14 protein-coding genes and 1 pseudogene are annotated in these 13,300 nt (G+C 68.6%); 8 read left to right on the top strand and 7 right to left on the bottom strand.

The annotated features are described in order from the left end of the window. The first annotated feature begins 48 nt into the window (after positions 1 to 48). Entirely contained in the window at positions 49 to 687 is a 639-nt protein-coding gene (locus MYF83_RS24095; RefSeq protein ID WP_248962921.1) for a hypothetical protein, read from the top strand. Positions 688 to 755: 68 nt separating this feature from the next. On the opposite strand, the gene MYF83_RS24090 is transcribed toward MYF83_RS24095, so the two are convergent. Next, on the bottom strand, positions 756 to 1,637 hold the full coding sequence (locus MYF83_RS24090; RefSeq protein ID WP_248962919.1) for an NAD(P)-dependent oxidoreductase: 882 nt from the start codon (positions 1,635 to 1,637) through the stop codon (positions 756 to 758). 96 nt (positions 1,638 to 1,733) lie between these two features. On the opposite strand from MYF83_RS24090, the gene MYF83_RS24085 reads away from it, so the two are divergent. After that, positions 1,734 to 2,090, top strand: coding sequence for a winged helix-turn-helix transcriptional regulator (locus MYF83_RS24085; protein ID WP_248962918.1), 357 nt, complete (start codon positions 1,734 to 1,736; stop codon positions 2,088 to 2,090). Positions 2,091 to 2,192: 102 nt separating this feature from the next. On the opposite strand, the gene MYF83_RS24080 is transcribed toward MYF83_RS24085, so the two are convergent. Together MYF83_RS24080 and MYF83_RS24075 are read right to left on the bottom strand one after the other, a co-directional pair. After that, a complete protein-coding gene (locus MYF83_RS24080; RefSeq protein WP_248962916.1) occupies positions 2,193 to 2,591 on the bottom strand; it encodes a hypothetical protein in 399 nt (132 codons plus the stop codon). Positions 2,592 to 2,647: 56 nt separating this feature from the next. Further along, positions 2,648 to 3,550 (bottom strand): MBL fold metallo-hydrolase, encoded by a 903-nt coding sequence (locus MYF83_RS24075; RefSeq protein ID WP_248962915.1) that lies wholly within the window; start codon positions 3,548 to 3,550, stop codon positions 2,648 to 2,650. A 67-nt stretch (positions 3,551 to 3,617) separates the two neighbouring features. Here MYF83_RS24075 and MYF83_RS24070 point away from each other — a divergent pair, with 67 nt between their 5' ends. Further along, a complete protein-coding gene (locus MYF83_RS24070; RefSeq protein ID WP_248962914.1) occupies positions 3,618 to 4,229 on the top strand; it encodes a TetR/AcrR family transcriptional regulator in 612 nt (203 codons plus the stop codon). 75 nt (positions 4,230 to 4,304) lie between these two features. Here MYF83_RS24070 and MYF83_RS24065 read toward each other — a convergent pair whose 3' ends face one another. Continuing rightward, on the bottom strand, positions 4,305 to 5,171 hold the full coding sequence (locus tag MYF83_RS24065) for an AraC family transcriptional regulator (RefSeq protein ID WP_248962913.1): 867 nt from the start codon (positions 5,169 to 5,171) through the stop codon (positions 4,305 to 4,307). 192 nt (positions 5,172 to 5,363) lie between these two features. On the opposite strand from MYF83_RS24065, the gene MYF83_RS24060 reads away from it, so the two are divergent. Next, positions 5,364 to 5,699, top strand: a complete 336-nt coding sequence (locus MYF83_RS24060) for a cold-shock protein (protein ID WP_248962911.1) — start codon at positions 5,364 to 5,366, stop codon at positions 5,697 to 5,699. 117 nt (positions 5,700 to 5,816) lie between these two features. On the opposite strand, the gene MYF83_RS24055 is transcribed toward MYF83_RS24060, so the two are convergent. From MYF83_RS24055 to MYF83_RS24045, 3 genes are read right to left on the bottom strand one after another with little or no spacing between them, the layout of a single operon-like run. Beyond that, the gene (locus tag MYF83_RS24055; protein ID WP_248962910.1) at positions 5,817 to 7,364 is read right to left on the bottom strand and encodes a class I SAM-dependent methyltransferase; all 1,548 of its coding nucleotides are present in this window, start codon (positions 7,362 to 7,364) and stop codon (positions 5,817 to 5,819) included. After that, complete coding sequence (locus MYF83_RS24050) at positions 7,361 to 8,575, bottom strand: radical SAM protein (RefSeq protein ID WP_248962909.1); 1,215 nt, start codon at positions 8,573 to 8,575, stop codon at positions 7,361 to 7,363. Before MYF83_RS24050 ends, MYF83_RS24055 begins: the two co-directional genes overlap by 4 nt. Continuing rightward, positions 8,572 to 9,312 (bottom strand): coiled-coil domain-containing protein, encoded by a 741-nt coding sequence (locus MYF83_RS24045; RefSeq protein WP_248962908.1) that lies wholly within the window; start codon positions 9,310 to 9,312, stop codon positions 8,572 to 8,574. Before MYF83_RS24045 ends, MYF83_RS24050 begins: the two co-directional genes overlap by 4 nt. Positions 9,313 to 10,318: 1,006 nt before the next feature. Between MYF83_RS24045 and MYF83_RS24040 the strand changes: the two genes are divergently transcribed. From MYF83_RS24040 to MYF83_RS24025, 4 genes and pseudogenes are all read left to right on the top strand, one after another. Continuing rightward, the gene (locus MYF83_RS24040) at positions 10,319 to 11,311 is read left to right on the top strand and encodes a zinc-binding dehydrogenase (protein ID WP_248962906.1); all 993 of its coding nucleotides are present in this window, start codon (positions 10,319 to 10,321) and stop codon (positions 11,309 to 11,311) included. Between the two features lie 69 nt (positions 11,312 to 11,380). Beyond that, positions 11,381 to 11,599: an EthD domain-containing protein gene (locus tag MYF83_RS24035; protein ID WP_248962904.1), complete on the top strand. Its 219-nt coding sequence runs from the start codon at positions 11,381 to 11,383 to the stop codon at positions 11,597 to 11,599. A gap of 81 nt (positions 11,600 to 11,680) precedes the next feature. Next, positions 11,681 to 12,676, top strand: a complete 996-nt coding sequence (locus tag MYF83_RS24030) for an RNA polymerase subunit sigma-70 (protein WP_248962902.1) — start codon at positions 11,681 to 11,683, stop codon at positions 12,674 to 12,676. Positions 12,677 to 13,094: 418 nt separating this feature from the next. Further along, positions 13,095 to 13,300, top strand: a pseudogene (locus MYF83_RS24025) (RICIN domain-containing protein); the annotation flags it as partial.

The following is a 13,300-nucleotide window of genomic DNA, read 5'->3' as shown; positions in this document are numbered from 1 at the left end:
CCCTTACCAGGGATTCCGTCGCCGGCCTCGCACATCAAGGAGGCTCCCATGTCCACACCCGCCGAGGACTTCCGTCGCCGCTTCTCCGGCGCCTGCCTGATCGCCGGCCCGCTCGCGATGGCCGTGGCGATGGCACTGAAGACCATTTCGGGCGGTGACTCCCGGACCATCCTCAACGAGGTCGCCGCCGATCCGGGCAGGTTCCAGCTGTCCACCCTGCTCCAGTTCGCGGCCGCCGTGCTCATGCTGCCTGGCCTCGCCGGGCTGCTGCGGCTGCTGTCGGGCCGGGGCGCCGTCCTCGGCCACCTCGGGGTGGGGCTGTTCGCGCTCAACTTGTTCGGCAACCTGGGCGACGCGGCGAACTCTTCGGCACTGTCGGCCTTGGCCGCGGGCGGCGTCACCGACCAGGAGGTGGCGATCGCGGACGCGGTCGCGGGGAACGCCGTCTTCATCGTCATCCAGCTCATGGTGCTGGTCGGGCTGCTCGGTTTCATCCTGCTGGCGGCCGCTCTCTTCCGGGCGCGAACGGTCCACCTGACCGTCCCGGCGCTCCTTCTCGCGACCGTGATCTCGTTCTTCCTCCCGGTCACCGAGGGGGTGGGCGGCATCCTGCTCGTCCTTGCCTTCGGTGCGGTGGGGCTCCGCTTCCTCCGCCCCGGACCGATCGCCGTCCCCACGCCGGCGTAGCGCCCCACCGGCGTAGCCCCACGACGGCGTAGCCCCCATCGGCGTAGCCCCACACCGAGGGACGTGCCTCAGCGAGTGAGCAGGTCGATCACGCCTGTGGTGCCCTCGTCGGCGTGGCCGTCAGCGAGGCGGCGCTCCATCAGGGCCATGAACGGGGTCAGCAGTTCGGCGCTGACCCCCTGCTCCTCGGCCGTGCGCAGCAGCGTCGCGTTGCCCTCGACCATCATGGCGAGGTTCGAGACCACGTCTTTGGTGTAGTCGCCGCTCTCGAGGTGATCGGCGATCCCGTACGCGTAGGAGGCCATCGCGGTGAGCCAGCCGACGAGCAAAGGGGCGAAGCCCTTGGGCGCGATGTCCTCCTTGCGGATCAGCGCGAAGGCGTGCGAGACCCCGGCGAACATCCCGGTCATCGCGCTCAGCAGTGCCACGTCGTGGAGGGCGGCGAAGCCGGGATCCTCACCGGCGTACATGGTGCCGGCCGGTATGGCCAACGCGCTCTGGTGGGCGTCGAAGAGGGCGCGAGATCCGCTGTAGAAGATGTAGCCGCCGGATCCCGGCGCTCCGATCATCGGCGGGACCGCCATGATCCCACCGTCCAGGAATCGGGCGCCGCGCTCAGCGGCCCACTCGGCCCGAGCGCGGGCCTGGGCGGGGGTGCCGGTGGTGAGGTTGACCAGGTCCTTGCCCGTCAGATCGGCGTCGGCCAGGGCCTCGCCCACCGAGGCGTCGTCCAGCAAACAGACCACCACGAGGTCGTTCGTGGCCACCGCGCCGGCGACCGTCCCGGCGACCTTCGCACCTTCGGCGGCGAGCGGTTCGGCCCGACTGGAAGTGCGGTTCCAAACGGTCAGCGGATGCCCGGCGGCGAGCCACGCGCGGGCGAGCGCGGTACCCATGTCGCCGAGCCCGAGGAGGGTGAGCCCGGACTTCTCGAAGCTGCTGTGTTCCATGCTGGTTAGGCTGGTCGCAGGTCCCGGAATGATCAAGTACGCACTTTGAAGTGCGTGGTTACGCCGGGGTGAGCGAGCAGGTAGGAGGGGTGGGCCATGGCGACCGTGCGGAGGCCGGGGGCGTACGTCTGCGGGATCGACGCGGCGATGGAAGTGATCGGCGGCAAGTGGAAGGGGTTGATCCTGTGGGCGCTCAACGAACAGGCGTGCCGCTTCGGCGAGCTGCGCAGGCTGTTGCCGGGGGTGACCGAGAAGGTGCTCGCCTCTCATCTGCGGGAGCTGGAGGTGGACCGCATCGTGCATCGCGAGGTGTACGACGAGGTGCCGCCGCGCGTCGAGTACTCGCTGACTCCACTCGGCGTCTCGCTCAACGAGGCGCTGGCGCCGCTCGGCGCATGGGGACGGGAGCACATACTCGGCGGCGTTGAGGGCGCTCACCACGCCCCGCACTAGGAAACGTCCTGCCGCTCACCGGTCGTTCGGGGCGGCTCGCCGGCCGTCGCGGGCGGCTCACCATGCGCCCCGTAGCTCGCCGCGGACGTCGAGCCTGCGCGGCTATATAGATTTCTCTGGCAAGTCCTTGTGGCGGCGGCGCGCGAAGGTGGTGAGCGCCAGCCACGGCACGCCGCAGGCGGCGGTGATCACTGCGCACATGACGAGCGACAGCGGGGTCAGATAGGCGAGAGCCAGAAAGACCAGGGGGAGGAGGATCAGGCTGTCGAGCAGCGGGTGGGCCTTCGACCACGCGACCACGCGGTTGTAGGCCAGGGATACCAGCGTCAGGGATCCGTACACCACCCCCGCGAGAATGCCGACCGCCAGGCCGTGCTTCTCCGTGAGGGCGATGGTCAGGTAGATGTCGATCGGGATCAGCAGCAGGCCGAGCCACACGGACGGCCTGCGCCAATCGAAGGTGGGCTGTGCGGACGGCGCGGGGGGAGCAGGTGTGGTCACGGAAGCCTCCCTGGCTTTCCTGATGAAAGGCGGCGTTCCATTCCCCGCCGCCCGGTCTACACCTCAGTCATAGAGCCCCCCGCTTGCATGCCGCTTTCACCTGTCTGGGCGGAGGCGTGGCGCTGGAACTCCCAGGGGTCGTGGGCGCTGAGGACGCTCACCTCGTCGCCGTGCAGGCGGACCAGCTCGCGCAGGCGGGCGTGGTTGCCGAGCCTCAGGGGCCGGTCGACCTCGGTGATCTGCTGCAGGATGTCCAAGCCCGGGTGGCCGTGGGGGTGGTCGGGGTCGATCTCCCCGTGGAAGTAGTAGGCGTCACCGCAGTGCAGCAGCCACCGGTCGCCGTCGGGCACGGCGATGGCGCTGTGGCCGAGGGTGTGGCCGCCGAGCGGCACGAGCAGGACCTCGGCCGCCACGTCCTTGAGCGGGCGTACGGCGTCGAAGCCGAACCACGGGTCTCCCTGGTGCCCGGGATAGGTGACCCAGTGCGGCCGGTGCGCCCAGTGTGCGGGCCGGTAGCGGACGCGGTCCTCCGGGTGGTGGCCGGGGGCCGCCATCGCCGCACGGTGCTCGGCCTCGCGCAGGTGGACCTGGGCCCAGGGGAAGTCCGGCAGGCCCCCGGTGTGGTCGAGGTCGAGGTGGCTGAGCACGATGTGCCGCACGTCCTCCGGTTGGAAACCCAGCTCGCGTACCTGGTGGAGGGCGGTCTCCCGCTCGTCGAGCACCGGCTGGGCCCGGTCGAGGAACTCCAGGCTGAGCGTCTCTTCGGGCCGCGCGATGTCGGGGGTGCCCAGCCCGGTCTCGACCAGGATCAGGCCGTCGCGGTCGGTCTCGACGAGCAGGCAGTGGCAGACGGCGCGCGCGGGGGCGAGGGGGCCGCCTTCGGTGCCTTCGGTGCGAGAGCTTGCTTCGACGGGGTCGATCTGGCGCATCGATCCGCAGTTGAGGTGGTGGATTCGCACGGAGGCTCCTTTAGATAACGAACGTTCGTATGTAATTGGCGAACGATCGGTAGGTTAAGCTGCCTTCATGAGTCCGCGCAAGTCCGCCGTCGAAACGGTCGCCACCCGCACCAGGATCATCGAGTGCGCCCTGGCGATGGCCTCCGCCGAAGGGCTCGAAGGGCTGACGATCGGCCGGCTCGCGACCGACCTCGGCATGAGCAAGGCAGGAGTGATCGGCCACTTCGGCACCAAGGAGGCGCTGCAGCTCGCCACCCTCGATGCCGCCGTCGAGGCGTTCCGCCTGCGGGTTCCCGCCAGGGCCGTGGGCGCGAAGCCGGGGGTCCAGCGGCTGGCGGCCGTGTTCGGCGAATGGATCGACTACATGCAGGACGGTAAGGCGCCGGGTGGCTGCTTCGTGACCTCGGTCGCCACCGAGTTCGACGGGCGCCCGGGGCCGATCCGCGACGCCGTACTGGCGGCGCTGTCCAGTTGGTCCGCGTATGTCATCGGTGAGATACGCGCGGCCGTCGACGCCGGTGAGCTGCCGCCGGAGACCGACGCCGACCAGCTCGCCTTCGAGCTGCACGGCGTCGTCCTCGCCGCCGACCAGGCCATCCAGCTCCACCACGACCCGGCGGCCCCCACCCGCGCCCGCCGCGCCATCACCCGCCTCCTCACCACCGGCGCCCACGGGTGACCCCTGTCCCCCTTCAGCCCGTGTCCCCTCCATGGGGAACCACGTCAGCCTGAGGTCCGCTCCACGGGGGACACGTCAGCCCGTGGTCCGCTCCACGGGGATCCACAGCTGGGCGTCCGCCTCCTTCCCGTCCTGCGACAGCCGCGTGCGCGAGATCTCCGGGCCCGGCCTGCTCTGGTACGGATTGGACGGGAACCACTGGGTGAACACATCCCGCCACAGGTACTGCAGCGCCTGCGGGAACGCGCCCGAACTCTCGAAGACCGCCCACGTCCCCGCCGGGACGGTGAGGCTCTCCATGTCCTCGGGCGCGTCGGCGCTGGTCACCACGGCGTGGTAGTAGTCCAGCTCGGTGCCCTCCTCGCGGCCGCCGGCGATGTTGTCGCTCACGTTGACGATCCCCTGCGGCTCTTGGTCGGAGAGTTCCACCATGCGCCGCACGGTCTCCTGGTCGATGCTCCGGATGAATGCGACGATCGCCGGGTTCATCCCCTCGTGGACGAGGGGGACGCGCGCCTTCTTCCCCACCAGACGGAACTGCTCCTTCTCCACGACCCGATAACGCATGCTGCCGCTCCCTTCGACGATGAGGCGGAAGGACATCCGGGGCTGGGAGTGCAGAGCCGCACCGGTCCGCCTGGCCTCACCAGGGCCGACGCCGTGCATGGCGCGGAACGCACGGGCGAACGCCTCACTCGAGCCGTAGCCGTAACGCACTGCGACGTCGAGCAGCGTCCACTCCCCGGCGAGTACCTGAGCGCTCGCGACGGTGAGCCGCCTGCGCCGGATGTACTCCGACAGCGGGATGCCCGCCAGAGCCGAGAACAGCCGCCGGAAGTGGTACTCCGACGTGGCGGCGATCCGCGCGAGCTCGGCCACCTCGATCCGCTGGTCGAGGTTCCGCTCGATGTGGTCCATGGCCTGGTTCAGCCGCTCCAGCACCCTCGCCCCCTCCTTCCCTTTCCGACACCCACGCTAGGCAGCACCACCCCGCCGGACCCGACATCCTGTGCCCGGTTCGGTCGGGGGTGGTCGTTGGACTACGGCAGACTGCCGTCATCGACGCGGCCGCGGCCGGTCTGCGCGAAAATGGGACGAGCGCTATGGGGGACAGGCCGTTCGAAGGGGTTGATCATGAGTGAGGAGCCGGTCGAGGTGGCCACCGGAACAGTGGTGGAGTGGAGTGACGACGAGGGCTGGGGCTTCCTCCGGTCCGCCGACGTCCCCGGTGACATTTTCGCCCACTTCTCGATGATCACCGGGGTTCAGGGGTACCGGACCCTCGCGCCGGGTCAGCGTGTCCGGTTCACGTGGGAGCGAGCCCGGCAAGACGGCTTCGATTTCCGCGCGATCGACGTGTTCGTGGGCGACGACCTCACGCCCGGCACACCGGACGAGGTCGACGACAGCCTTGGCGGCGGTGCTTACGAGAGCCACCTGCGAATCCAGTTCGACCCCCCGTCGGAGTAGCCGGCCGCAGGCGGAGGCCATGGCCTAGGCGATGCCGAGTCGGTCGAACGCGGCGGCCACGCTCGGGCCGAGCGCGGCCGGGTCGCCGGCGGGCGCCGACTTCGGGGTTCTCCGCGATCAGCCGCTGGTCTCGTCGTGGAGTTCTACGACGGCCACCGATTCGTCGGCATGGTGCGCTTGGAGCCTCAGGACGGCCAAGGCCCGCTCGACGCTGTCCCGTGGCCGATCGGGATAGGAGTAGAGCAACAGTTTCTTCGAGTACCGGCTCAACCTCGAGTGGAACGCCCTCGCTTCGTCCGGTGACACCTCGGTCAAGCGGGATGCGGCGAGCAGGCTGAGGAGGTACCGCCGTCCTGCCGCCCACCTGTCGACCTCGAAGAGGTCGCCGCTGACCAGGTCGATGTCCGTCCCCTCGAGAATCGCGAACGATCGCCGGACCTTCGCCGGATCGATTTCGACGCCGAATCCGCGAAGGCGCCCCGGCGCACGCGAGGCGATCGCTCGGAGCAGGGCGCCGTTGCCGCATCCGAGGTCGGCGATGTTCCCTTCGCTTTCCCCAAGGCAGGAAATCGCGGCCTTGACGATCGGGGCGTGCAGGCGCCGCATTGCGGACAGGCTCTGGAATCCGTTGTCCCGGTATTCATCATCGGCGCGGGCATCGACACCGACGCCTTCGGGCGACGCGGTTTCGGCCGGTGCGGTTTCGGGTGAGGTGTTTTCGGGCGAGGCGCGGGGGCGTGTCGACGACGGGTTCTTGAGTTCGATCGAGATGGGGATGGGGCCGACCCTCAAACGCTTCCGGTACGGAAAGCCCAGCCCGTCCGCCCCTTCGGCGGGATAACGGTCACCTTCGCGTTCGACGGCGTAACGAGTCGCCGTGGCGTCCGTCCGGGTGACGATCTTGCAGACGGGCGTCTTTATCTCGGCGATCCCGTGCAGGGCGGTCCACTGGACAGGCCAGTCGAGAATCTCATCGAGCAGCGCGATCTGCTCACCCACACCGAGGGCGTCGGCGACCTGGCGAAGAGCCTTGCCGAACTCGACGGTGGCCGCGCACGCGAAATCGCAAGGCAGGTGGGGGACCAGGCGCAGGCCCATCCACCGCCACAGGATGTTGGCCTCCACAGGGCCGCCGACGCGTACGCTCCGGACGTCCGGGCCCGATGCCGCGGCGGCCATCTGCCAGGTGGTGTCGACACACTGCCGCTTCACCCAGATGTCGTCGAAGAAGCTCCGGCAGCAGGACGGGTAGCCGAGCAGCCGGCCCATCGCGTCATGGTCGTGGCTCGTCCAGGCGGCATGGAATCGGGCCGTGTCCTCGGGACGCCCGACCACGGTGAGCAGGCCGTCCCGGTCGCCGGCGCCGCTCGGGACCGGCGCGGCACGATAACCGTTGACCATTCCTTCCTGCTTGAGGGGCAGTACCGCGAGCCCGTGACGCACCCAGACCGGGGCGTTGGCGAGAAGCTCCTCGACCGGCATCCGCGAGAGGAAGCACGGGCGCACACCCTCGAGCACGGAATGGCGCTCCACCTGAGACCAGGCGCCGGCGATCTGCCGAATCCTGGGCCCCCAGACGTCCGACGCGTGGTCGCTGACCCAGGCCACCCGGGTGAAGTCGGGAAGGACGAACGGCAGGCGGTCTTCGTAACCGGACCGGATCATGTGCGGTCGGCCACGCGCGCGCGAAGGTCGTTCATGCGCTCGCGCCAGGGACGTGCCGTCTGCCGGCGTGAAAGGAGGGTGGTCATGGTCACCTGCCGGCCGTTGGACCACGCCGCCAGCATCGCACCCTCGATCTCGCGGCGCTCCCGGCTACGGGACACCACGGCTGTCCCTTGGTCGGTGAGTTCTCGCTCGAGGTCGGCGTACAACGTCATCCAGACCTCGCAATGATCTGTGCGGTTGCGCCAATCCTGGTCGATGGCCGTTCCCGGGCACTGTCCCTTGCACATGAGAAAGAACCGGCATCCATTACAGCCGCCCGCCTCGTAAGGGGTGTGGTACAGCGCGAGATACCGTTCGAAGCCGGGTTGGTCGGCCTTCTGGAAGTCGATGCCCTCTTTGTTCGTCCGGCCGCAGTTCGTCCTTTGCCCGTTTCCCTCGACACCGCGTACGGCCTGCGTCGTCAGGGGGTCGCAGCCGTTCCATACGCAGGTGGTGCGATCGTCACGGCCCTGCAGAAGGTCGCGCATGTCCGTGAAGAGGTCGAACCGAAGGCCGGTCAGCTCCGCCTCGAGCGCCCTGAAGGCTCTGAGCGCGGCGATGTTCTCCTCGGCCGAAAGGCCCAGGTCGGCCTTGATCGTCGCGCTCTCGGTCTCGAGCAGGTGCAGTCGCGCATGCCGGACACCGAGGGTCTCGAGGCCACGAACCCAGTCGATCAGGCGGGGAAGGCGATCGGGGGAGGCGTTGCCACGGTGCAGCGTGATGATGAGGCTCGGGGGGACGCCCGCTTCGCAGAGCCGATGTATCGCGCTGAACGTCCGTTCGGTGGCTTGCCTCGTACGGGTGAGGCTGCCGAGGCGGCGAACGTCGTTCAGCTCATCGGGGCCGTCGATGGACACGCCGACGTGGACGTTGTACCTCCTGAAGAGGGTGATGTGCTCGTCCGTCAGCAGCGTTCCGTTCGTCTGGACGCCGCTGCCGCCGAAACGCTCGTAGCCCCATGAAAGCAGATCCGTCAGATCGTCGATCGGCAGCATCAGCGGCTCTCCGCCGAAGACCGAGAACCTTCTGCCTTCCGCCAGCAGCCCGGCCTTCATGCGGTCGAGGTCGTAGTGCCGGGTGATGTTGCCCGCGGCGCGTTGCGGGTCCTGGTAGCAGTAGGTGCAGCTCAGGTTGCACTTGACGCCCAGTGGCCGGACTTCGACTGTCATCCTTGTGTCCCGCCTAGCCTTCGTTCGAGTTCGGCGAGGCGGGCCTCGTGGCCGGCGAGGTGCGCGCCGAGCTCGGCCACCGCCTCTCGCATCCGGCGCTCGACCGCCTGGCCGACTTGGACCTCCCGCTCGACCAGGATGTCCTGGAGTTCGTCCATGTAGCGCTCGAGCCGGCCGATGACCCCTTCGACACCGTCGGCATCGTTGTGCGGCCCGTCGCTGTACGGCTCGTCACCGTGGCCGCCGTCGCTGTACGCATCGCTGTACGGGTCGTCACCGTGCGCCGCGTCGCTGTACCCATCGATGTACGGCTCGTCGATGTACCCGTCGTCGCTGTATCCCTGGTCGCTGTACGGCGGATCGTCGCTGTGCCCCTCGTCGCCGTGCCCGGCATCGTCATGGTTGAGGTCCCCATGAGGGATGTCAGCGTGGTCCCCGTCGTAGTGCTCGTCCCCGTAAGGCACATCGTCGTGCGAGTCGACGTGGAACACATCGCTGTGGCCGGCGTCCAGGTGGTCGTCCATATGACCGTCGTCGCCATGGTTGTCGACATGCCCCACATCGAAGTGGTCATCGGCGTGATGGCCGTCCACATGCGGAGAGTCGATGTGGGGCAGGTCGGCGTGGCCGTAGTCGATGTGGGGGTCGTTCGGCCCGAGGTCCGAGAGCCGTGGCACGTCCAGGGACCGGAGCTTCGTGAATCGCGCGGAACCCGCTCGCGAAGGTTCGTCCGCCAACTTCGACTCCCTCGATTCGGCGCAAACCCAGGATGAAGTCGATTTGACGGTAACCGCTCAACGGTCGGTAAGAAAGCGATCCGGCTGATCGAGCACGGCGGTGGCTCCATCGAAATCAGATTGAGCGGCACCGCTGGAGGCTGGAAGTGTTATGGAGGCACGCATGCGGGTTCCATCCATAGCGGTGGCCGAGGGAATTGACGCCTGGCACGCCGGATGCGGTCGGCGAGCGCGATGGCGGTGGTGCTTACACGAGCCACTTGCGGATCCATCTGGATCCTGAGCCGGAATAGCCGGCGTCAGATGGGTTGAGAGGCGTCCGTCGTCCGGGGCGTCAAGTGCCACCGGCACCAGACCGTCTTGCAGGCTCCTCCTGGATCGGCGAGCGGACGAGCGGGCGGGCCCCTTCTGAGGCCCGCCCGGCTGCGGCGTCAGTTTCCGACGGAACTGCTGACGGTGGTCTCGCTCCGATCCAACAGCCGAATCATGATCTCTGCGATGGGCTCGGTGTCGTCCCCGTGGAACTCGCCCATGTGGTGCCTTTCTGTGAATGGGAAAGGACCCATGGATCGTCCGCCTCATGATTTCGTCGGTCAAGGACCATGACGCCCTGTCACCGATAGCGGCCCGCCCAGGTACGTCCGCGGCTCATCTGCTCGCGAGTTGCCGGAACCAGCGCGCCATCAGAGGTCCGCCACCGCTCGCCCCCTATTTCGTGCCTCGGGACGCGCTGGTCGAGAGGATGTACGGGTACACCCTCAATTGGGCTGGTGGCCCTTTACTTCCCGGGACCGAACCATCTGGCCAGCGCTTCTCGCAGGCCGTCCTGTTCGGATGACCTGCCCAGGCGACATAGCCGTCGACTCACCCTCGGCGGAAGCTGACCCCGTGCCGTTCGGGAGCGGCCGATTCCTTTTTGTGGTGGCCGGGGTCTACATGAGAGAGACCGGCCCGCGCGCCGGGCCGGTCTCTCTCATGTACGCCGAGAAAGAAAGGCTGATCGCCAATGAGCATTCCCGCGACCATGCGCGCGCTGCAGCAGACTTCCCTCAACGGCCCGCAGGACATGCGCCTGATCACCGACGTGCCAGTGCCGAGCCCCGGCCAGGGCGAGGTCCTAATCCGCGTCACCGCCGCCGGCGTCAACTTCGCCGACATCTCGAAGGCTCACGGCACGTTCCTGGACGGCCCGCGGCCACCGTACCTGGCCGGTTTCGAGGCCGCCGGTGAGGTCGTCGCGATGGGCGAGGCGGTGACCGGCCCGCAACCGGGGACCCGCGTCACCGGCGTCGGAAACGGCGCTTTCGCCGAGTACATGGTGCTGCCCGCGGCCGCGGCGATGCCAGTGCCCCCCGGCTGGACGGAGCAGCAGGCGCTCGGCCTGGTCGTGAACCGGCCCACCGCGCTGGCCGCACTCAAGCCTCTGGGCGGCATCACCGCAGGGCAGACCGTGCTGATCCACGCCGCGGCGGGCGCGACCGGCCAGGCCGCGGTCACAATGGCCAAACACTACGGCGCGACGGTCATCGCCGCCGCCTCGCCGGCCAAGCACGAGACAGTGCTGGCACTGGGAGCCGACCACATCCTGGACTCCCTCGGCGGCGACCTCGCCGCCGAGGTGCTGCGGCTGACCGGCGGCGCCGGCGCCGACCTTGTGCTGGAGTCGGCAGGCGGCGCCACCTTCGACGCCAGCCTGGCCGCCGCCAAGCGGGTCACCGGCCGTGTCGTCGTCTACGGCGTCGCAGGCGGCGAAGCCGCGATCACCAACTGGGACCTGGTGTACAAGCACCAGGTCCATGTCATCGGCCTCAACATCGGCGTGCTGATCCAGGCCGCGCCGCAGATCTTCGGCGAGGTCATGGGTGAGCTATCCGCGCTCATCGCCGCCGGCGTGCTCACCCCCGGCCAGCCCACCGCGTACGAACTGGCCGACGGCCCGAAAACGCTCGCGGAACTGGAAACCAGAGCCACCATCGGCAAACTGGCCCTGCTGCCCTGAGAAAACCCCCTCTAGTACCGAGCCGGTGACAACGCACACCGGAGGTTCTCATTACAGGAGTCGAAACAGATGACCGCAACCGTGGACCCGCCCGCCAAGCAGATGGCGCGATTCGTCGTGATGTACGACACCCCCTCCGACGTCGACGCGTTCAAACGTCACTACAACGATGTCCACATCCCGTTGGCGATTGGCCCGCTACGCGACCTTCCGCGGCATGATCCTGCAGCTCGACGAGGTCTGATCGCGGACGCCGCCTCTGCGAGAGGGTACTCGCGTCGTCGATAGTGGCCGAGGCGGGGCCTGGTGTTGTCGGCGGCATCGCCACGTGGACCACGCCCAGGCGTGTTGCAGTACTAGGCTCGCGGCGTGACATCGCATCTGCGGGCGGCACCAGATCAAGACCGGTTCACTGCCGAGACTGAGCGGTTCCGCCGGGAGCTGTTGGCGCACTGCTACCGCATGGTCGGCTCGGCGTACGACGCCGAGGATCTGGTGCAGGAGACGTATCTGCGGGCGTGGCGGTCCTACTCCGGATTCGAGGGCCGGGCGTCGATTCGGTCCTGGCTCTACAAGATTGCCACCAACGTCTGCCTGACGGCGTTGGAGCCGCGCCCGATCCGGGTGCTGCCCTCGGGTCTGACAGGCCCGTACGACGGACCCGATCGCCCGCCGAGTCCCGTTGCGCCGGGCGAGGTCTCATGGCTGGAACCGCTGCCGGACGCATGGATCGCCCCGCCCGCCGACGATCCGGCCGCGGTGATCGTCGAACGCGAGTCGCTGCGGCTGGCGCTCATCGCCAGCCTGCAGCACCTGCCCGCTCGCCAGCGTGTGATCCTCATCCTGCGCGAAGTGCTGGTCTTCTCGGCGGCCGAGACCGCGGAGATCCTCGACACCACCACTGCGGCGGTCAAGAGCGGTCTGCAGCGCGCCCGCGCGCGGCTCGACGAACTGGAGCCCGAGCCCGCGGAACTGCTCGAACCGACCGACCAACGGGCACGCGCGTTGCTCGACGGCTACATCGCGGCCTTCGAGCGCTCCGACGCCGGCCTGCTGGAACAGGTGCTGCGCACGGACGCCACGCTGGAGGCGACGCCGTTCCGCGACTGGCAGTCGGGCCGGGCGATGTGCATCCACATGCTCGACGCGTACGTGCTGGGCACACCGGGCGACTGGCGGATGATCGCGACCACCGCCAACGGCCAACCCGCCGCCGTCGTGTACCACCAGGACGCGGACGGCGCGCTCCGAGCCGACGGCGCCGTGGTGCTGGCCCCCACCGCCACCGGCGTCTCCCGCGTGATCAAGTTCCACGATCCCGCGCTGGTCGCGACGTTCGGCTTCCCGGACGTGCTCGCGCACTGACCCGCCAACGGTTACAGCCGGAGCCGACCGCGTACACGATGCGCTCCGGCCGATTCCCGCTGCGCTGCTGCTCTTCCGGCACGGCCCAGCCCTCCGCGGCGACGGCCGCGACCACGTTGTAGTTCCACATCCTTGGAAGTGGAACAGCACCGGCAACCTCAGCTCGGCAGACGGCACCGCGCTGCAGATCTGGGACTGCGCCATCAGCGCCAACCAGAAATGGCCGTACCGGCCTCGACCAATCTCTTGACCAGACCTGTTCCCTCGGTGTTGAATCCAGGCCATAAATAAAAAAGAAACCTTCTTGTCGGTTTCGGAGCTGGCCCCCTGAGCTGCGAGAAGGAAGGCCGAGGGGAGGTCCGAACGCGCATCACGGCCCTTAGTTGACGTCTCCACCTCTAAGGAAGCGACACCCCACATGCATCCGGAACCCCCCAGCCGTCTCCGTCTCCGATTCCGGCCGCTTGTGGTCGCCCTCGCGGCGGCCGTGGCCCTCCTCGCGACCGGCCTCTCCCCCGCCTGGGCCGCCACCGGCCAGATCACCGGGTACGGGGGCAAGTGCGTCGACGTGGCGGGCGCGAGCAGCGCCAACGGCGCGCAGATCCAGCTGTACACCTGCAACGG

This window comes from Sphaerisporangium perillae (genome assembly GCF_023276435.1).
GTDB classification, from domain to species: domain Bacteria; phylum Actinomycetota; class Actinomycetes; order Streptosporangiales; family Streptosporangiaceae; genus Sphaerisporangium; species Sphaerisporangium perillae.
The sequence above is the reverse complement of the archived record's forward strand: the minus strand, read 5'-3'. Positions and strand labels throughout refer to the sequence as shown.

What these genes read in the sequence shown, in the direction of transcription:
- MYF83_RS24095 (WP_248962921.1), top strand. Translation starts at nt 49, where the DNA reads ATGTCCACACCCGCCGAGGACTTCCGTCGCCGCTTCTCCGGCGCCTGC.
- MYF83_RS24090 (WP_248962919.1), bottom strand. Translation starts at nt 1,637, where the DNA reads ATGGAACACAGCAGCTTCGAGAAGTCCGGGCTCACCCTCCTCGGGCTC.
- MYF83_RS24085 (WP_248962918.1), top strand. Translation starts at nt 1,734, where the DNA reads ATGGCGACCGTGCGGAGGCCGGGGGCGTACGTCTGCGGGATCGACGCG.
- MYF83_RS24070 (WP_248962914.1), top strand. Translation starts at nt 3,618, where the DNA reads ATGAGTCCGCGCAAGTCCGCCGTCGAAACGGTCGCCACCCGCACCAGG.
- MYF83_RS24060 (WP_248962911.1), top strand. Translation starts at nt 5,364, where the DNA reads ATGAGTGAGGAGCCGGTCGAGGTGGCCACCGGAACAGTGGTGGAGTGG.
- MYF83_RS24055 (WP_248962910.1), bottom strand. Translation starts at nt 7,364, where the DNA reads ATGATCCGGTCCGGTTACGAAGACCGCCTGCCGTTCGTCCTTCCCGAC.
- MYF83_RS24050 (WP_248962909.1), bottom strand. Translation starts at nt 8,575, where the DNA reads ATGACAGTCGAAGTCCGGCCACTGGGCGTCAAGTGCAACCTGAGCTGC.
- MYF83_RS24040 (WP_248962906.1), top strand. Translation starts at nt 10,319, where the DNA reads ATGAGCATTCCCGCGACCATGCGCGCGCTGCAGCAGACTTCCCTCAAC.
- MYF83_RS24035 (WP_248962904.1), top strand. Translation starts at nt 11,381, where the DNA reads ATGACCGCAACCGTGGACCCGCCCGCCAAGCAGATGGCGCGATTCGTC.